Raw genomic sequence first — 16,467 nt, 5'->3', positions numbered from 1 at the left:
CCGCTCTACGCCAACGTGCAGGCGCGGGCGCGGATCGCCAAGGCCCAGGCCGACGCGCGGGCGATCGCGTCCGCGGTGTCGATCTACTCGGCCCACATGGGCAACGTGCCGACGGCGACGGACCTTAGCGAGTTGACGGTGGTGCTCACGAACGGGCAGGGGCAGACGGCCGGACCGTTCCTGGCGCGCGTGCCGTCCGTGCCCGCGAACTGGTTGCCCGCCGCGGGCTACGCGTACGCCGCGAGCACCGTGTCGTCGACGTTCAACATCTCAGCGGTCGGCGACGGCGCGACCGTTACGGTCCCGTAGCGATCGAGCGGTCGTTTCAAGCGGACGGGGGAGGGCCGACCCTCCCCCGTTTCATTTCCCGAGCCGCTCCACCAGCGCACGCGCCCAGGCCATCTTCTCGGCCGGCATGACGAGCTTCTCCGCAAAGGGCTGACCGAACGGGCGCGTCGCGTCGATCCCGAGCTTCGCGGTGACGCCCCAGTCGTCGGCGCTCGGGTCGAGCATCGCGCCGAGGCTCCCGGCGATCGTCACCAGATCGCGGTCGGCCTGCATGCGCGTGGCGACCGCCCACAAGACGTCCGACTCGTCGAAGACGTCGATGTCGTCGTCCACCACGATCACGAGCTTCAGGTAATGGTCGACGCCCAGCACGATCGGGATGACGTGCTTGGCCTCGCCCGGGCGGCTCTGCCGGATCGCGACGTACGCCGTGAACGACGACGTGCCGGACAGCGGCACGTGGACGCCGCGGACGTTGGGGATGACGCGCGCGAGCGCGTTCGTGATCTCGGCCTCACGGACGAGCCCGAGGGTCGTGATGTGGTCGCCAGCGCGCCCCGATCCGATCGACTGGAACCAGGGCCGCTCCCGCATCGCGAGCGCCTTCGCGACGAAGACGTGCTCCGTCGAGCGGCGCGAGACGTAGCCGGTGAACTCGCCGAAGGGCCCCTCGGGCTCGCGCACGCCCGGCAGGATCTCCCCCTCGATGACGATCTCCGCCGCGGCGGGCACCAGGAGGTCGGTCGTCAGGCACGGCGCGACCTCGAGCGGCTCGCCGAGGAGGCCGCCGACGACCTCGAACTTCCCGACGTCGGGGGGCGGGTACGCGAGCGAACCCATCGCGATGAGTGGGTGGAGACCGAGAACGACGGCGCAGGGGAGCGGCCGGCCCTTTGCCTCCGCGCGGCGCTGGTACTCGAACATGCGGCGCCGCGAGTGAAGGCTCACGCCGAGGCGCCGCGGGCCCTTCACCTGGAAGCGGTGGTAGCCCTCCGTCTCGACGCCCGTGTCGGGATCGCGCGCGACGAGCATGCCGGCCGTGAGGTAGCGTCCCGCGTCGCCGGGGAAGTAGACGGGGATCGGCAGCGCCTCGAGGCTCACGGCGTCGCCGCTGACGACGCGCGCGCGGAAGGCCGGGTCGGGGACCACGACGGGCTTCTGGTACTCCTTGATCCGCCGCGCGTACTCGGCGGCGAGCCCGCGCTCGTCGACACCGAGCGCGAAGGCGAGCGTGCGGCGGCTCGCGACGACGTTGGCGACGATCGGGATGTCGTGGCCCGCGACCTTCTCGAAGAAGAGGATCGGCCAGCGGCGCCGCCGCTCGTACTCGAGCACGACCGCCATCACGTCGTGCTCGATCGAGACGGGCTCGGCGATCCGCACGACCTCGCCCGGGTACGCGCGCTCGTACGCGGCGACGAAGCTCCGGAGGTCCTGGCTCACGCGCGGGCACCCCTGACGCCGAAGAGGTACCACTCGGCCTTGTGCAGGTGGGGCAGCGGGATGTCGTGCCACGCGTGGCCGGGCAAGGTCGCTCGCCAGTCCTTGAAGAAGCCCCGGTTGTCGATGCCTTCGAACCGCTCCGTGTAGCCGAGGAGGTAGGCGTCGAGCCCCGCGACCTCAGGCAGGACGAGGCGCCGCAGCGCGACGGGCGTCTCGCCGAGCGACCACTGCGCGACGAACGCCGCCAGGCCGGGCGGCCGCGCGCGCAGGAGCCGCCGCAGCTCCCCCAGGTCCGACACAGTGACCGCGCCGTGCACGGGGTCGCGCGCGTCGCGCGCCTTGAGCGTCGTGATGCCGAGGCTCCGGAGGAAGAAGCGCTGGAGCGCGGAGACCTCGGGCAGGTCGAAGATCACGTACGTCCCGGCGAAGCCCATCTGGTGGAAGAGGCGGCAGAGGCTTCCGTAGCCGCCGCCGAACTCGACGACGTACGGCAGCGTCGGGAGCGAGAGGCCCGTCGCCTCCTCGAACCGGCAGAGGTGGTAGGCCTGGTGGATCAGGTTCCCGCTGCTCCTCGGGTAGAGGTGGAACGGCCGCGGGCTCCCCGCGGTGGACTCGCGGAGCGCCGGCCGCCAGCGAAGCTTCCAGTCGGGCCGGCGCCGGAGGTGGCGGAGCTCGTGGGCCACGGGCGCCCGCCCGCGCTTGACCATCGTGCTCCGGACCACGTCCCAGCGCAGGAACTCCGACGGGTCGCCTCGCAGCAGGAGGTCGCGCAGGCGCTTGCGCTTCGTCTCCCAGATCTCGGCGGCGATGACGCCGCGGTCGTCGAGCTGGATCGCGTCCGCGCGCAGGTCGAGCGCCAGGCGCTCCTCGTTCTTGACCCGCCGGAACAGGAGGCTGCCGATCCCGTCCTCGAGCATGTGCGAGAACGGGCGTCGCGGCGAGACGGCGGGCCGGCTCACGGGCCCTAGGCTAGCATCCGGCGCCCGGTCGTGCTATGTGTCTCGCGCGCCATGATCCGGCTGGACCCGCGCGCCACCGCCGCCGTCGCGATCGACATGCACCGCGGCCACCTCGACCCGGCGGTCGCGACGCTTCCGCTGCCGGCCGAGCGCTGCGGGCCCGTCGTCAAGCGGGCGGCCGCGCTCTTCGCCGAGCTGCGCGCCCGCCGCGTGCCCGTCGTCCACGTGGTCACCGAGTACCGCGACCCGGCCGAGATCGCCGCGAACCCCTTCTGGAAGTCCATCGACGACGATCCGACCAAGGCGCGGAAGGGGATCCTCCGACACAACCTCGCCGGGGGCCCGGGCACGGAGATCATGCCCGAGCTCCTCGACCCGCGGGACCTCGTCGTCCGCGGCAAGAAGCGCTACAGCGCGTTCCACGCGACCGACCTCGAGTTCGTCCTGCGCCGGACGCTCGGCGCCGACACGCTGGTCCTCGCCGGCATCAACACGTCCACGTGCGTCCTCTGCGCGGCCTTCGAGGCGACGAACCGCGACTTCCGCGTGGTCGTCGCCGCCGACGCCGTGGACTCGATGGACGGTGAGGAGATGCATCGGTTCTCGCTCAGACTCGTGGCGCAGGCGCTCGGCTGGCCGCTCGACAACGACGCGATCATCCGCGCGCTGTCCCGATAGGAGGCTCCATGCGAAAGTCCGTCGCGCGCGCCGTCCTCACCGTCCTCGGGCTGGCGCTGGCCGTCGCGGGCCCGGGCGTGGCCCAGCGGGGCCCGATCAAGATCGGGTTCGTCGTCTCCGAGACCGGGTTCCTCGCCGCCAACGGGAAGGACATGATCAACGGGCTCCAGCTCTTCCTCGACGAGCAGGGCGGCAAGCTCGCGGGACGGGAGGTCAAGCTCACCATCGAGGACGACGAGGGCAAGCCCGCGACCGGCCTCACGAAGGTGCGGAGTCTCGTCGAGGGGGAGGGGGTCCACGTGCTGATCGGCCCGGTGAGCGCGGCGATCGGCTACGCGATCGCGCCCTACGTCGACCAGAAGAAGGTCCCGACCATCCATCCGATCGTGGCCGCCGACGACCTCACGCAGCGCAAGCGCAGCCCGTGGATCGTCCGCCCGAGCTGGGCGAGCTCGCAGCCGTCGCACCCGTTCGGGAAATGGGTCTACGAGAACCTCCGCTACAAGCGGATCGCGATGATCGGCTACGACTTCGCGTTCGGCTGGGAGGTCGCGGCCGGCTTCCAGCGGACCTTCGAGGAGGCCGGCGGCCAGGTCGTGCAGAAGCTCTGGTCGCCGCTGAACACCGCCGACTACGCCCCCTACATCACGGGGCTGCGCCGCGACGTGGACGCGATCTACTGCATCTTCTCCGGCGCCGACGCGCTCCGCTTCGCGAAGCAGTTCGCCGACTCCGCGCTGAAGGGGAAGGTGCCGCTCGTCTGCGGCGGGACGTTCACCGACGAGCACGTGCTGCGCTCGATGGGCGACGAGGTCCTGGGCGTCGTCACCGCGCTCCACTACTCGGCGGCGCTCGCCACCCCGGCCAACCAGCGGTTCGTCCGGGCCTACGAGGCCAAGTACAAGCAGGTGCCGTCCTATTACTCCGAGGGGCCGTACGTCGCCGGCATCATGCTGAAGGCGGCGCTCGAGGCGACGGGCGGCGACGTGGAGAACGGCGAGAAGCTCATCGGCGCGCTCCGGCGCGTGGATCTCTCCGACGCGCCGCGGGGTCCCGTGAAGTTCGACGAGTACGGCAACCCGATCGAGAACATCTACATCCGCAAGGTCGAGCGCGTCGGCGGCCGTCTGCAGAACACGGTCATCCACACCATCCCGGCCGTCAGCCAGTTCTGGATCTACAACCCGAAGGAGTTCCTGGCGAACCCGGTCTACTCGCGCGACTTCCCGCCGTGCAAGCACTGCTAGGCCGCTGATGGCGACGGTCGGGATGGTCGGCCTCGGCCTGCTCGGCTCGGCGGTCGCCGGGCGCCTGCGCGCCGCCGGCCACGACGTGGTGGGCCACGACGTCGTGGCCGAGAAGGTCCGGGCCCTCGTCGCGCGCGGCGGGAAGGCGGCGCCCTCCGTCGAGGCCGTCGCGCGCGCGGCCGACGCGGTATGCGTCGTGCTGCCCTCGCTCGCGACCGTCGAAGAGGTCATTCTGGGCCCGCGGGGGCTCGCCGCGTCGGGCCGCGCGGGGCAGACGGTCATCCAGATGAGCACCATCTCGCCCGCGCTCACCGAGCGCCTCGCGCGCGGCGTGGGCGCCAAGGGCCTCGCGTTCCTCGACTGCCCGATCAGCGGGACGAGCGGCATGGTGGCGCGCGGCGACGGCATCATCTTCGTCGGCGGCGAGCGCGGCGTGTTCGACCGCTGGCGCCCGGTGCTCGAGGCGGTCCTCCCGCACGCCGTCTTCATCGGCCGGCCGGGGCAGGCGATGGCCCTCAAGCTCGTCGCGAATCTCCTGGTCGGGCTCCACAGCGCGGCGGCGGCGGAGGCGCTGCTGCTGGCGAAGAAGGCCGGGCTCGACCTCGGCTTGGCGCTCGAGGTCCTCACGAAGAGCGCCGCGACCTCCCGCATGCTCGAGGTGCGCGGCCCGCTGATCGTGAAGCGGGAGTTCCCGCCCCAGATGAAGCTCGACCTCTTCATGAAGGATCTGCATCTGATCCAGGAGGCGGCGGGGAACGTGGGCGCGCCGCTGCCGCTGACCGACGTCGCCGAGCGCCTCTACGCGGCGGCGATGGACGCCGGTCACGCCGGCGAGGATCTCGCCGTCGTGGTCGAGGCACTGGAGGGCGCTCAGCGGACGGGCCCGGCTCGCCGCGGCAGGACGAGCGGGAGCTCGGGGAAGAGGATCAGCGGCGGGAGGCCGAGGAAGCGCGCCACGAGGTAGGCGCCCAGGCGGTCACGCTCGGCTGAGGAAGCCCAGCAACTCGCGGTTGAAGACGGCCGCCGCCTCCATGACCGAGCAATGCATGGCGCCGGGGATGACGAGGAGCCGCGAGCCCGCGATGCTCTCCTGGATGCCGCGCGCCATGGCGGGCGTCGTGCCTGGGTCCTTCTCGCCGACGACCACGAGCGTCGGGCAGCGGATCGCGCGGAGCCTCGCCCGGAGGTCGACGGCGGCCAGGGCGCGGACCGCCCCCGCGTAGCCGCGCGGGTCGGTGTGCCGCAGCATCGCCCGCACGCGGTCCACCCGGTCCTTGTGCTCGGCGCGGAACGCCGGCGTGAACCAGATCTCCATCGTCTTCTCGATCAGGTCCTCGGTCATGCCCCCGGTCTCGGCGATCCGGATCCGCTCGTCCCAGCGGGGCTTCGCCTCCGGGCCGTAGCACGCCGTCGTGTCGCAGAGCACGAGGCCCTTCACCAGGTCGGGATGGGCGGCGGCGAACGCCATCCCGATGCAGCCGCCCATCGAGAGCCCGACGACGTGGACCTCGAAGATCCCGAGCGCCTCGAGGAGCTCGCGGAGGTCGTCGGCCATCTGCTCGACCGTGTAGGGCCCCGGCGGCACCTCGGACTCGCCGTGACCGCGCACGTCGTAGCGGAGGACGCGGTACCGGCCGGAGAGCGCCTCGGCCTGCGCGTCCCAGAGGCGGAGCGTCGCGCCGAGCGCGTGGGCCAGGACCACGACCGGAGCCTTCGCGGGGCCTTCGAGGAAGTAGTTCGTCTTCATCGTTCGTCCCTCACCTGAAGCGCGGCATGACTTCGCGGGCGAACAGCTCCATCGAGCGCCGGATCTTGTCCTGCGCGAGGCCGCCGAAGTTCATCCAGCAGAGCACCTGGCCGACGCCCAGCTCGCGCATCGTCTCGATGTGGCGGGCGACGGTGTCGGGCGCGCCGAAGGCGAGCGTCTCGCGCACGAGCGCCTCCCACGTGACCTTGGAGAGCCGCTCGGCCATCGCGCGGAAGCCGGGCTGGAGGCTCGGGTGGGCGTCCTCGATGCGGTCCGGGATCACGAAGCGCCGGAACGACTCCTGGTACCAGAGCTCGGCCGCCTTCGCCTCCTCGAGCGCCTTGCGGTCCGAGTCCGCGACGTAGATCTGGCGTGAGACTCCCCAGTCCGTGAGGAGCCGAGCCACCTCGGCGTCGCTGCGGCCCGACTTCTTGAGGGTGTTCACGTAGGTGTCGCGGGTGCCGATCAGCTGCTCCACGGGGCCGAACAGCACGGAGTTCAGCATGGGCCAGCCGCGGAGCGCCGTGTTCTCGATCCCGTCCTTGGTGACGCACACCTGATAGATCGGCGGGTGCGGCCGCTGCAAGGGCTTCGGGATCACGCGCACGTCGTCGAACGTGAAGAAGCGCCCGGCGTAGCTGAAGCGCTCCTCGGTCCACGCCCGCCGCATGACGTCCACGATCTCGTTGAAGCGCTCGCGGCTCTCCTCCTGCGGCACGCGGTAGCCCGCGAACTCGGCCGGCCGGTTGCCGCGGCCCACGCCCACGTCGAGCCGGCCCCGCGAGACGATGTCCACGAGGGCCATCTGCTCGGCGAGGCGCAGCGGGTGGTGGAAGGGCAGGATCGCGGCGGCGAGGCCGATGCGCACGCGGCGCGTCCGGGACGCCGCCGCCGCGGCGAGCGTCGAGGGGTCCACGGAGAGGCCGTAGTCGATGAAGTGGTGCTCGGTGAACCACACCTCGTCGAAGCCGAGCTCCTCGGTCCACTCGACCTGCTCGAGCTCCCGGTGGATGATGTCGGCGTGCCCGTGGCCCGGCGGCGCCTGGAAGAAGTAAAACGTGCCGAAGCGCATCACGCGACTCCAAGATAGCGCGATTTCACGTCCTCGTTCGCGAGGAGCTCGGCCGGGTGCCCGGAGTGCACGATCTGGCCGCGGCTCAGGATGTGGACGCGGTCCGCGACGCCGAGCGCCAGCGGCAGGTTCTGCTCGACGAGGAGGATCGAGAGCCCCTCGCGCTTGAGCTCGCCGAGCACGCGGCCGACCTCGCGCACCAGCAGCGGCGCCAGCCCCTCGGTCGGCTCGTCCATCAGGAGGAGGTCGGGGTTGGTCATGAGCGCGCGCCCGATCGCGAGCATCTGCTGCTCGCCGCCCGAGAGCTTGCCGGCGCGGCTGCCCGCCCTCTCGCCGAGCCGCGGGAAGAGCTCGAGCACGCGCGCGAGGGTCCAGCGCCCGCGCCCGCGCCGCGCGACGTCGAGGTTTTCCCGGACGCTGAGCGAGGGAAAGACGCGGCGTCCCTGGGGCACGAGCGCCATCCCGCGCTCGACCATGCGGAACGGGGGCCAGCGCGTGACGTCCTCGCCCTTGAAGGCGACGCGGCCCCGGCGGGGCGGCGTGAAGCCGATGATCGAGCGTATGAGGGTGGTCTTGCCCATGCCGTTGCGGCCCAGGATCGTCACGACCTCGCTCGGGCCCACGCCGAGCGTCAGGCCCTGGAGCACGTGGCTGTCGCCGTAGTAGGTGTGGACGTCCGCGAGCTCAAGCACCGAGGTAGATCTCGCGCACGAGCGGGCTCGCCCGGACCTCCTCGCGCGTGCCGTCGGCGATGACGCGCCCGTAGTGGAGGACGGTCACGTGCTGGACGATCTCGAGCGCGATGTCCATGTCGTGCTCGATCAGCAGGACGGTGATCGCGGGGTCGAGGCGCTTGACGAGCTCCGCCATCGCCTGCGACTCGCCGGGGGAGAGGCCCGCCGTCGGCTCGTCGAGGAGGAGCAGGCGCGGGTTCCCGGCGAGCGCCAGCGCGATCTCGAGCTGGCGCTGCTCGCCGTGCGAGAGCTCCCGCACGGTCGCGCCGGCGCGGTCGACGAGGCCGACGGCGTCGAGCGTCGCCCGCGCCCGGGCGTGGAGCCCGGCGTAGCCCGCGAGCGGGCGGTGCATCGCGAGCTTCACGCCGGAGAGCCCCTGGACCGCGAGGAGGCAGTTCTCCAGCACGGTCAGGCTCGGGAAGAGGTTCGTGATCTGGAACGTCCGCGCGAGGCCGAGCGCGGCGCGCCGGTGGGCGGCGGTGCGCGTGACGTCGTGGCCGAAGAGCGCGATCGTGCCCGTGGTGACCGGGAGCTCGCCCGAGATCAGGTTGAAGAGCGTGGTCTTGCCCGCGCCGTTCGGGCCGATGAGCGCGCGGCGCTCGCCCGGGCGCAGGGCGAGCGCGACGCCGTCCACGGCGTGGAGCCCGCCGAACGCCTTGGAGACGCCCGTGAGCTCGAGCGCGTATGCGGTCACGGGCCCATGTCCGGCGCTATCGCCCGCCGCGGCTGAACGCGCCGAGCACGCCGCGCGGCGCCCACAGGATGACGCCGATGTACACGGCGCCCAGGATGAGGAGCCAGCGCTTCGTGTACACGCTGACGAAGTTCTTGAGGAAGACGATGAGCGCGGCCCCGAGCGCCGGGCCGGCGAGCGTGCCGGGGCCGCCGAGCGCGACCATCAGGAGCGTCTCGACCGACGTGACGAGCTGGACATCCACGGGGCCGACGAAGCCGTTGTAGTAGGCCCACAGCACGCCGGCGACGCCGGCGAAGAAGCCGGAGATCACGAAGGCGAGGTACTTGTGGAGCCACACGCTGTAGCCGAGGGCGCGCATGCGTGACTCGCTCTCGCGGATGCCCTTGAGGCCCAGGCCGAACGGCGAGCGCACGAGCACGCCCATCGCGGCCCACGCGAGCGCGGCCGCGACCAGCGCGAAGTAGAAGAACGGAAGCGGCGCCGAGAGGCTCCAGGGCAGGGGGAGCTCGGGCCGCGGCACGCCGGCGATGCCGTTGTCGCCCTTCGTCATCGAGACCCAGCGGAACGCGAGCCCCCAGACGACCATGCCGAGGGCGAGCGTGATCATGAGGAAGTAGGTGCCGGTCGCGCGGATCGCGAGGAGGCCGAAGACCGCGGCCGTCGCCGTCGCGAGGAGGAGCGCCAGGCCGAGGCAGCCCGCGAGCCCCACCCCGCGCTCGGTGGCGAGGATGCCGACGGTGTACGCGGCGATCCCGAAGTACGCGGCGTGGCCGAGCGAGGGGAGCCCAGTGTAGCCGAGGAGCACGTCGAGGCTCATCGCGAAGACGGCGACGATCACCGCCTGCGTCAGGAGCGTGAGCGGGTACGCGGGCAGGAACGGCGCGACGGTCGCGGCCGCCGCGAGCGCCACCGCGCCGGCGAGGGTCTTGCGGTCCGCCACTCCGGTCACGCCCGCCCGAAGAGCCCCGTGGGCTTGAGCGCCAGGATGAGCGCCATCGGCGCGAAGAGCGTGAAGTAGGAGAGCTCGGGGAAGAGCGCCTTGCCGAAATTGTCGAGGAGGCCGACGAGGAGGCTCCCCACCATCGCGCCGGGCAGGCTCCCGAGCCCGCCGACGATCACGACCACGAACGCGTAGGGGAGCACCTCGAAGTCGGCGCCGGGGTAGACGCCGAGGAAGCCCGCGCCGATCACGCCGCCGAGCGCCGCGAGCGCCGCGCCGAGCGCGAAGACCCCGAGGGAGATGAGGGGCACGTGGATCCCGACGCCCTGGGCCATCTCGCGGTCGTCCACCGCCGCGCGGAGCATCGCGCCGACGCGCGTCCGGTCGAGCGCAAGCCAGAGCGCCGCGCCGATGACGAGCGCCACCACGATGATGAAGATGCGGTAGACGGGGAAGCGGAGCGCGCCCGCGACGAGCACGCCCTGGAGCGGCGCCGGGACCGGGATCGCGTACGGGTCGCCGCCCCAGATCAGGAGCGCCAGGTCCTGGAAGATGAGCGCGAACCCGACCGTCATCAGCACCTGACCGAGCGTCTGGCCGGTCAGGCGCCGGAGGAAGAACCGCTCCATCCCGGCACCGACGAGCGCGAGCGCCACGGCGCCGCCGAGGAGCGCCGCCGGGAAGCTCCCGCTGCGCCAGACGACCGAGAGGCCGACGTAGCCGCCGAGCATGAAGTACGAGCCGTGCGCGAGGTTCACGATGCGCATGACGCCGAAGATCAGCGAGAGCCCGCTCGCGAGCAGGAAGAGGAGCGAGCCGTACGAGAGGCCGTTGAACGCCTGCGTGATCCAGAACTCGGCGCTCACCGGAGCCCGAGGAGCCTGAGCGCGTTGCCGCCGAGGATCTTCGCCTGGCCGGCCTTGGACAGGTGCCTCTGCTTCACGACGATGTCGCGCGGGCGCCTGTACCCCATGTCGAAGCAGTAGTCACTGCCGAGCATGACGCGATCGGCGCCGACCGTCGCGATGAGGTAGCGCAGCGCCTCGGCGGAGTGGGTGACCGTGTCGTACGTGAAGCGGCGGAGGTACGCGCCGAACGGCCGGCGCGCGCGCCCCCGCGCCTCCGGACGCACGCGCTGGCCGTGCTGGAGCCGCCCGAAGAGATACGGCAGCGCGCCGCCCGCGTGCGGCAGGCACACCTCGAGCTTCGGGTGACGGTCGAGCACTCCGCCAAAGACCAGGTGCGCCGCGGCGATCGCGTTGTCGAAGGGATTGCCGAGGAGGTTGCCGAGATAGAAGGGCCGGAGACGCTCGGCGCCGATCACCGAGATCGGATGGAGCAGCACGGGAAGCCGCAGCGCCTCGCAGCGGGCGTAGATCGGCTCGAACGCGGGATCGGAGAGCTCGCGGCCGTTCACGTTGGTCCCGAGGTAGACGGCGCGGATGCCCGGGAGCTTCGCCGCGCGCTCGAGCTCGGCGAGCGCCCGCCCAGGCTCCTGCAGCGGGAGCGTCGCGCAGCCGACGAAGCGCCCGGGGTACGCGCGGTGCGCCTCCGCCATCGCGTCGTTCACGGCGCGCGCCGCGCGCGTCGCGGTCTCGCCGCGCGCCCAGTAGACCATCGGCACCGTCAGCGAGAGCGCGTGGAGCTCGACGCCCGCTTTGTCCATCGCCCGCACGCGGCGATCGAGGTCCCAGTACGTCGCGTCGAGCGGCGGCCCCGGGGCGCCGTTCACGGCGATGGCCGGCCCCTTCGCGCTCGAGCGATCCACGCGGGCGCCGAACGGCGCGCCCTCGGCCTCGATCACCTTGAGGAAGGCCTCCGGGTAGAAGTGCGAGTGGATGTCGACCGCCCGGGGCGAGGTCACGGCTGGGGATTGTACTATAGGCCGATCGTGGGATTGCATCTCGAAACGATAGGAGGACCGCGTGAGACTCCCGTCCGAGCGTTTCGACTATTCACCGATCTCCGCCCGCCGGCCCTGGAAGCTCCCGAAGGGGGCGCGCCTGGCGGTGTGGACGATCGTCAACATCGAGGAGTGGGACATCGAGAAGCCGATGGCGCGCCAATACCTCACGGCCCCGCAGGGTGTCCAGACGGTGCCCGACGTCCCCAACTGGGCGTGGCACGATTACGGGATGCGCGTCGGGTTCTGGCGGATGCTCGAGGCGCTCGGCAAGCGCAAGATCCGAGCCACCACGGCCATCAACGCGAATGTGTGCCGGAGCTACGAGCCGGTGGCGCGCGCGATGCTCGACGCGGGCTGGGAGTTCGTGGGCCACGGCGTGCGGCAGGGCGCGATGCACCTGCTCCCCGACCAGCGCGCGGCGATTCGAGACGCCATTCAGATCCTCCGGGACTTCACCGGAAAGAAGCCGAAAGGATGGCTCGGGCCGGGTCTCTCCGAAACCTGGGAGACGCTCGATATCCTGGCCGAGGAGGGGATCGAGTACGTCTCGGACTGGGTCAACGACGACCAGCCCTACGAGATCCGGACGACGGCGGGCCCACTCGTCTCGGTGCCCTACACGCTCGAGCTGAACGACATCCCGACGATGGTCATCCAGCATCACGAGTCGGCCCACTGGTACCAGCGCGTCAAGGACCAGTTCGACCGGCTCTACGCTGAGGGCGCCCGGAGCGGGCGGGTCATGGCGATCGCCGTGCATCCCTACATCCACGGCGTGCCGCACCGGATCAGGTACTTCGAGGCGGCGTACGACTACATCCGGAAGCACAAGGGCGTGTGGCTCACGACCGGCGAGGAGATCTACGAGTGGTTCAAGCGGAAGTGATCCAGTCCCACAACCGCCCGCCGCGCTCCACGGCCGCTTCCACGTCCTCGGCGAGCATGTGGCGCGACGACACGAGCGCCGTGGCCGCGGCACGCGCCGCCTCGAGGTACGCCGCGCGCGAGGGGTAGCGCTCCTCGATCGAGCGCCGCGGGTCGCCGCTCGCCTCCCGTTGCGCGCGCGTGCGCACGAACGGAAGCGTCGAGCCCAGCATGCTCATGAGGTCGCCCGGCGCGCCCTGCTCGGGGTGGCGCGGGTTCCAGCCGGTGAAGGTCGCGAGCGGCGCCAGGAGCTCGACGGGCCTGATGCCCGCGACCTCGTTGCCGTCGCCGTCTACCGCTGAGACGAACGTGACGAACGGCGCGCCCACCTTCGGCGGAAGCTCGCCCGCGACGCCGCGCGCGAGCTCGGGGCCGAAGTCGAGACGCGCCGGGCGCGGGATGGTGTCCGGGAACCCGACGCGCGGGATCTTCCGGAAGATCGCCGCCGTCGCCTCGGCGGGAACCGCCGTGTCCTCGGCGACGCGCGGCACCGCGCTCGGCGGCGGCTCGACGCCTTCGCTCACCCACCGGTCGAGGTTCACGAGCGCCGCGCGCAGGAGCGGCGCGTAGTCCACGACGTTGAACGTGTGGAGCCCGCGGCCCCCGGTGTTCGGGTCCGCGTCGGGCGGCGGCAGCGCGCCCGGCGTGTGCTGGGTGCCCGCGAGGAGATAGATCCGCGCCGCCGGGTGCGGCTCCACGTCGCGCGTGCCCTCGACGTCGGTGTGGACGAGCGAGGCGTCGCCCCGCCAGTACTCGGCCGACGTGTTGAGCGTGACGATCTTGGGCACGGCGCCGCGCGCCTCGAGGCGGCGGAGCAGCCCGCCGCGCTGGCCGGTCACCGGATCGGTCTCGATCGTGTCCGTGAACGGGAACAGGCTCCCGACGGCGAGCGTCGCGTTGAGCGAGGGCTGGCCGAAGCGGTGGTTGAACTCGCCCCGGCGCGCGCCGGCGACGTGCGGGATCACGGCGTCGAACACGCGGCGCCCCGCCTCGTCCTCGTTGAGCCCGAGCCAGAGGAGGTGGCGGAGGAACCGTCCGCTCTGCGAGACGCCGAAGACGTAGACGCGCTCGAGCGCGCCCGCGCAGGGATTGCCCTCGGACGCCGACGCCGTTCTGAGCCACGCCGCGGCGTCGCGCACCGCGGTGAGGCCGAGCCCGACGAGCGGCGGGTTCTTCGCGCGATACACGAGCTCGTAGATCCTGCCAGGCTCGAAGCCGCTCACGAGCGTGACGTGCGACGCGTCCTGGAAGCGCCACGCGCCGCGCGCGACCGCCACCGCCGGCGCCGCCACGGTCGCGCGCACGGTCAGCCGCGCCGCGGGGTCGTCGAGGTCGGCGGCCGGGTGCGGGATGTGGTAGCGGTCGGCCAGCGGTAGCGTGTCGGCGCGGGCGTTGGGCCTCCACTCGCAGCGCGCGAGCCCGGCGACGGGTCCGCCCGCGCCGCGCGCCGCCGGGACCGTGAGGGCCATGAGCCCGTCGCGGCGCGGGACGTCGTGCTGCCAGCCGACCCACGCGACGGTGAAGCCCCGGCGCAGGAGGAAGCCGTTGCCGAAGTCCTCCGGTGTCGTCGGGTCGGGGACGCGCGGCGTGCTGTTGAACATGCCGAGCGCGACCTTCCGGCCGCGGTTCGGCACGTCGAGGAGGAGCCGGCGGTTGCCGCGCGCCGGGTCCACGGGCCGCAGCAGGTAGAAGTCGGCGGCGGCCTCGACGAGCCCGCGCGCGTTGCGCGGCGCCAGCGCGAGGTCGGTGATCGCCGCGTTCGCCGGGCTCGCGGGGTCGAGCGTCAGGTGCAGGCTGCCGGCGAGCTTCTCGTAGGCGCCGGCCGCGCCCCACGGGCGCCCGTCGAGGACCGGGGAGCGCCGCGCGATCTCGAGCGCCGTCACCGCCATCGCGCCCTCACCGGGCGGGCGTGACCGGCGCCACCACGACGTCGGTCGGCCGCCCCGCGAGGAAGTTCTCGACGTTCTCGACCGCGCGCAGGAGGCCGTCGCGGATCACCTCGGGCGTCTGCCCGGCGTTGTGCGGCGTGAGCACCACGTTGGCGAGCGCGAGGATCGGGTCGCCCGGCTTCACGGGCTCGTCGTGGAAGACGTCGAGCCCGGCGCCCGCGATCCGGCCCTGCCCGAGCGCGTCGAGCAGCGCCTCGCGCTCGACGAGGGCGCCCCGGCCCGTGTTCACGAGGATCGCGGTCTTTTTCATGAACGAGAGCTCGCGCCGGCCGAGAAAGCCGCGCGTGGCGGGCTCGAGCCGCAGGTGGAGCGAGACGACGTCGGCGGCCCTGAGGAGCTGGTCCCTGGCGGCGGGCGTCCCGCCCCGCGCGCTCCAGGTGCGCACGTCCATGCCGAACGCGCGGCCCAGGTCGGCGACGCGCGCGCCGATCTTCCCGGTGCCGAAGACCGCGAGCGTCTTGCCGAGGAGCTGCACGAGCATCTCGCGGGGCCAGGCGCCGCCACGCACCTCGCGGTCGAGCCTCGGGATCTTCCGCGCGGTCGCGAGCATGAGCGCCAGCGTGTGCTCCGCGACGGCGAAGGCGTTGATCCCCGGCGTGTTGGTCACGGTGATGCCGCGGCGGCCGGCGGCCTCGAGGTCCACGTTGTCGGTGCCGGTGCCCCAGATCGAGACCAGCGCGAGGTGGCGGCACGCGGCGAAGACCTGCTCGGTGAACCGCGCGTGGGCGCGGATGTTGATGACGCACCGGGCGCCGTCGATCCGCTTGGCGAGCTCCTCCGGCTCCTCGGCGCCGCGCTGGGTGTAGACGCGCGTCTCGCCGAGCTTCTTCAGGCGCTCGTGCGCGGTCGAGCCCTCGAAGACCGACGGGAAGTCGTCGGGGACGACGAAGAGCGCGGCCGCCACGGGCTAGGCGGCGTCGGCGAACGCGGCCTGCGCCGCGGCGACGCCCACGCCGGGCTCGGCCTTGTGCCCGAGGTCGCGCAGCGCCAGCTCGAGGGCCGAGAGCGTCGGCAGCACGTAGAGCGGGCTCGCGGTGAGGCCCATCGTCCCGATCCGGAGCGTCGTCGTCCGGATCTTGTCGAGGCCCGTGCCGATGAGGATGCCGTAGCGGTCGCGCATCAGCGTCACGACGGCCGCGGGGTCGATGCCCTTCGGCGTCTTCACGCACGACACCGTGTTCGACACGATGGCCGCGTCCGGAAACATCTCGAGCCCCAGCGCGGCGAGGCCGCGCCGGAGCGCGCCCGCGGCGACCTCGTGGCGCCGGAAGCGGTGCGCCAGGCCTTCCTCGAGGATCAGCCGGGCCGCGACGCTCATCGCGGCGGTGAGGTGGGTGGGGATGGAGACAGGCTGGCGCCGGGGCGAGCCGTCCGCAACCTTGCCGCCGCGCGAGACGGGGATCCAGTGCTCCTTCCAGCGCAGCAGGTCGTACGCCCAGCTTCGCGCGGGCTTCGTCCGCCGCTCCATCGCCTCCCACGCGCGCGGGCCGACGCTGACGAGCGCCAGGCCGAGGGGCGCCGCGAGGCACTTTTGCGAGCCGGTCATGCCGAGGTCCACGCCCCACTCGTCGGTGCGCACGTCGAGCCCCGCGACGGACGAGACGGTGTCGAGCAGGAAGAGCGCGCCGACGGAGCGCGCGATCTTGCCCACCTCGGCCGCGGGATAGGTCGTGCCCGTCGAGGTCTCGTTGTGGACGAGCGTCAGCGCCTTGGGGCGCACGCGCTCGGCCTCCCGCCGCAGACGCTCCAGGTCCAGGCGCGCGCCCCACTCGACCGGGAACTCCGTCCAGTCGGCGCCCACGCGGTTCATGATCTCGCGCATCAGGATGCCGAACTGCCCCGCGCCGACCACGAGCACGCGGTCGCCGGGCTCGATCACGCTG

17 protein-coding genes are annotated in these 16,467 nt (G+C 72.4%); 5 read left to right on the top strand and 12 right to left on the bottom strand.

What is annotated here, in order from left to right; translation table 11 throughout:
• Positions 1 to 309: type II secretion system protein GspG (locus tag VKG64_16335; GenBank protein HKB26604.1), on the top strand; the 309-nt coding region annotated here is incomplete at its 5' end.
• 51 nt (positions 310 to 360) lie between these two features.
• Here the strand turns inward: VKG64_16335 and VKG64_16330 are convergent.
• Positions 361 to 1,731 (bottom strand): UbiD family decarboxylase, encoded by a 1,371-nt coding sequence (locus VKG64_16330; GenBank protein HKB26603.1) that lies wholly within the window; start codon positions 1,729 to 1,731, stop codon positions 361 to 363.
• A complete protein-coding gene (locus VKG64_16325) occupies positions 1,728 to 2,690 on the bottom strand; it encodes a hypothetical protein (GenBank protein ID HKB26602.1) in 963 nt (320 codons plus the stop codon). Before VKG64_16325 ends, VKG64_16330 begins: the two co-directional genes overlap by 4 nt.
• Positions 2,691 to 2,741: 51 nt before the next feature.
• Between VKG64_16325 and VKG64_16320 the strand changes: the two genes are divergently transcribed.
• The 3 genes from VKG64_16320 to VKG64_16310 are packed head-to-tail and all read left to right on the top strand — an operon-like array spanning position 2,742 to position 5,579.
• Positions 2,742 to 3,368: an isochorismatase family cysteine hydrolase gene (locus VKG64_16320; GenBank protein ID HKB26601.1), complete on the top strand. Its 627-nt coding sequence runs from the start codon at positions 2,742 to 2,744 to the stop codon at positions 3,366 to 3,368.
• Positions 3,369 to 3,376: 8 nt separating this feature from the next.
• On the top strand, positions 3,377 to 4,615 hold the full coding sequence (locus VKG64_16315) for an ABC transporter substrate-binding protein (GenBank protein HKB26600.1): 1,239 nt from the start codon (positions 3,377 to 3,379) through the stop codon (positions 4,613 to 4,615).
• Positions 4,616 to 4,622: 7 nt separating this feature from the next.
• The gene (locus tag VKG64_16310; protein ID HKB26599.1) at positions 4,623 to 5,579 is read left to right on the top strand and encodes an NAD(P)-dependent oxidoreductase; all 957 of its coding nucleotides are present in this window, start codon (positions 4,623 to 4,625) and stop codon (positions 5,577 to 5,579) included.
• Between the two features lie 12 nt (positions 5,580 to 5,591).
• Here VKG64_16310 and pcaD read toward each other — a convergent pair whose 3' ends face one another.
• Genes pcaD through VKG64_16275 form a run of 7 tightly spaced genes read right to left on the bottom strand, consistent with a single transcriptional unit; the run spans position 5,592 to position 11,669 of the window.
• A complete protein-coding gene (pcaD, locus tag VKG64_16305) occupies positions 5,592 to 6,362 on the bottom strand; it encodes a 3-oxoadipate enol-lactonase (GenBank protein ID HKB26598.1) in 771 nt (256 codons plus the stop codon).
• A gap of 10 nt (positions 6,363 to 6,372) precedes the next feature.
• Positions 6,373 to 7,434 (bottom strand): LLM class flavin-dependent oxidoreductase, encoded by a 1,062-nt coding sequence (locus tag VKG64_16300; protein HKB26597.1) that lies wholly within the window; start codon positions 7,432 to 7,434, stop codon positions 6,373 to 6,375.
• Positions 7,434 to 8,126 carry an ABC transporter ATP-binding protein gene (locus VKG64_16295; GenBank protein ID HKB26596.1) on the bottom strand — a complete coding sequence of 231 codons (693 nt, stop codon included), beginning with the start codon at positions 8,124 to 8,126 and terminating at the stop codon, positions 7,434 to 7,436. Before VKG64_16295 ends, VKG64_16300 begins: the two co-directional genes overlap by 1 nt.
• On the bottom strand, positions 8,119 to 8,862 hold the full coding sequence (locus tag VKG64_16290; protein ID HKB26595.1) for an ABC transporter ATP-binding protein: 744 nt from the start codon (positions 8,860 to 8,862) through the stop codon (positions 8,119 to 8,121). The genes VKG64_16295 and VKG64_16290 overlap by 8 nt, the downstream gene beginning before the upstream one ends.
• 16 nt (positions 8,863 to 8,878) lie before the next feature.
• The gene (locus VKG64_16285) at positions 8,879 to 9,814 is read right to left on the bottom strand and encodes a branched-chain amino acid ABC transporter permease (GenBank protein ID HKB26594.1); all 936 of its coding nucleotides are present in this window, start codon (positions 9,812 to 9,814) and stop codon (positions 8,879 to 8,881) included.
• Positions 9,811 to 10,671, bottom strand: a complete 861-nt coding sequence (locus VKG64_16280; GenBank protein HKB26593.1) for a branched-chain amino acid ABC transporter permease — start codon at positions 10,669 to 10,671, stop codon at positions 9,811 to 9,813. Before VKG64_16280 ends, VKG64_16285 begins: the two co-directional genes overlap by 4 nt.
• Complete coding sequence (locus tag VKG64_16275; GenBank protein ID HKB26592.1) at positions 10,668 to 11,669, bottom strand: amidohydrolase family protein; 1,002 nt, start codon at positions 11,667 to 11,669, stop codon at positions 10,668 to 10,670. The genes VKG64_16280 and VKG64_16275 overlap by 4 nt, the downstream gene beginning before the upstream one ends.
• Positions 11,670 to 11,730: 61 nt before the next feature.
• Between VKG64_16275 and VKG64_16270 the strand changes: the two genes are divergently transcribed.
• Positions 11,731 to 12,597, top strand: coding sequence for a polysaccharide deacetylase family protein (locus VKG64_16270; protein HKB26591.1), 867 nt, complete (start codon positions 11,731 to 11,733; stop codon positions 12,595 to 12,597).
• On the opposite strand, the gene VKG64_16265 is transcribed toward VKG64_16270, so the two are convergent.
• The 3 genes from VKG64_16265 to VKG64_16255 all read right to left on the bottom strand — a co-directional run.
• Positions 12,584 to 14,524 (bottom strand): alpha/beta hydrolase domain-containing protein, encoded by a 1,941-nt coding sequence (locus VKG64_16265; GenBank protein HKB26590.1) that lies wholly within the window; start codon positions 14,522 to 14,524, stop codon positions 12,584 to 12,586. The genes VKG64_16270 and VKG64_16265 overlap by 14 nt on opposite strands.
• Positions 14,525 to 14,531: 7 nt before the next feature.
• Complete coding sequence (locus VKG64_16260) at positions 14,532 to 15,488, bottom strand: NAD(P)-dependent oxidoreductase (protein ID HKB26589.1); 957 nt, start codon at positions 15,486 to 15,488, stop codon at positions 14,532 to 14,534.
• A gap of 3 nt (positions 15,489 to 15,491) precedes the next feature.
• Positions 15,492 to 16,467 (bottom strand): aminotransferase class V-fold PLP-dependent enzyme (locus tag VKG64_16255; GenBank protein ID HKB26588.1); only part of this gene is annotated, 976 nt, incomplete at its 5' end.

The organism is Candidatus Methylomirabilota bacterium, assembly GCA_035260325.1.
GTDB lineage: Bacteria > Methylomirabilota > Methylomirabilia > Rokubacteriales > CSP1-6 > AR19.
Note: the sequence above shows the minus strand (reverse complement) of the source record. Positions and strands in the feature narration are given on the sequence as shown.